Source organism: Butyricicoccus sp. (genome assembly GCF_050872565.1).
Classification (GTDB): Bacteria; Bacillota; Clostridia; order Oscillospirales; family Butyricicoccaceae; genus Butyricicoccus_A.
In genome coordinates this window covers 1-1,937 of record NZ_JBNMHC010000391.1, presented here as the reverse complement: position 1 = coordinate 1,937, position 1,937 = coordinate 1, and the positions used below count along the sequence as shown (strand labels likewise).

The window sequence follows — 1,937 nt, the reverse complement described above, 5'->3', positions numbered from 1 at the left end:
ATCTGCCGCTTCAATCGCTGCATCTGCGCCGGTTCCCATTGCCGCACCGACATCCGCGCCAGCGAGTACCGGTGCATCGTTGATGCCGTCACCGACAAACATAACCGGACCGTATTTTTCTCGAATGTTCTGCAAGCAGCTGACTTTATCCTGCGGCAGAAGCTGCGCATGAATATCCTGTACGCCAGCCTCTGCGGCAATGGCCTCTGCGCTCTCCTGCGCATCGCCGGTCAGCATCGCGGACACAACGCCCTGCTGCTTCATCTTTGCCAGAGCAGCAACGGCATCTTCCTTGATGGTATCCGAAATGCAGATGCGTCCGGCAAATTTTCCGTCACGCGCCAGATAAATGATGGTTGCGCCGCCAACTGCCGAAAGCTGCGGCAGGTCAACCTGATAGCTGTCCATGAGCTTCTTGCCGCCGCACAGCAGCTGTACACCATTCACATCCGCACAAATGCCATGACCGGCAACTTCCTGGATGTCATGCGGCTGTGGAACATCCAGACCGCGCTCCTTGGCAGCAGATACAATGCTGACGCCAATTGGATGCGTTGAAGAAGTCTCACAAGCTGCTGCCAGCTCAAGAAGCTCCTGTTCACTCAGTCCCTCTGCCGGTTCCAAAGCGGTGACGGTAAACGTACCCTTGGTGATGGTACCGGTCTTATCCAGAGCAACCGCCTTGACATCCGCCAGTGCTTCCAGCGAAATGCCGCCCTTGAACAGGATATTGCTCTTGGACGCTGTGCCGATGCCCGCAAAGAATGCCAGCGGAACGCTGAGCACCAGTGCGCACGGGCAGCTGATAACCAAGAACGTCAATGCGGTGTAAATCCAATGCATCCAGTTTCCGGTTACCAAAGACGGAATCACTGCGGTCAGAACAGCAATGGCAACGACAATTGGGGTATAGACGCGGGCAAACTTCGTGATAAAGCGGTCGATTTTCGGCTTGCTCGCCGCTGCATTTTCCACGGCGTCCAGAATACGGGTTACCATGGACTCGGAAAGCGGTCTGCTCACTTTCATCCGCAGCAAGCCAGAAGCATTGACGCAGCCGCTAATCAGCTCATCGCCCTTCTGGACACGAATCGGAACCGGTTCACCGGTGACAGCAGAGGTATCCAAAAAGCTCTCGCCCTCTACTACAACGCCATCCAGCGGCACGCGGTCGCCCGGACGAACAACCAAAATATCTTCAACTTCGGCTTCTTCTGCCGGAATCGTCTCGATCTTGCCGTCATGCTCCCACTGCACGGTCTCCGGTCGGAGATCGACAGCCTCCATGATCTGACTGCGGCTCTTCTCGACAGCAACATGCTCGAACAGCTCGCCAACCTGGAAGAACAGCATAACGCCGACAGCTTCCGCAAAATCACCGACGCAGAACGCACCAATGGTTGCCACAGACATCAAGAAGTTTTCGTCAAAGACATGGCCGCTTGTCAAATTGCGGACTGCTGTCCAAACGACTTCTCTGCCAAGAATCACATAGCCAATCAGATACACGGCCAAATAAGCAGGCATCGGTGCGCCGAAATGGCTCAGCGCAAGACCAATTGCCATGCACACTGCACCGAGAATCAGCTGAACAATATCTTTTTTGTTGCTGTCGTCTTTTTTCGATGCTTTTTTCGCCTCTTCCGGCGGGATAATCTGAATATCCGGCTCTACCGCACGGGCGGTCTGTACCATTTTTTCTGCCAGACCGGTATGATTCGGTGCCGTGACACGCAGCTGCATGGTCGCAAAGGTCAAAACAGCATCCGACACGCCTTCCATGGCGTTGATGCGGTTTTCAATCTTTGCGCCGCAGTTCGCACAATCCAGATTCTCCAGATGATAAATCTTTGTCGTGCCGCCGGTCGTTGCAGAACGCTGCAGCGGTTCTTCGTGCTCATGATGGTGGTCATGTCCACAGCAGCAATCGTCATCGT

The 1,937-nt window shown here is 54.7% G+C and carries 1 protein-coding gene; it reads right to left on the bottom strand.

Going from position 1 to position 1,937, the window contains the following annotated elements:
• Nucleotides 1–1,937, bottom strand: a 1,937-nt coding sequence (locus ACR0P9_RS11735; protein WP_432620363.1) for a heavy metal translocating P-type ATPase, incomplete at both ends; no start/stop codon positions are given.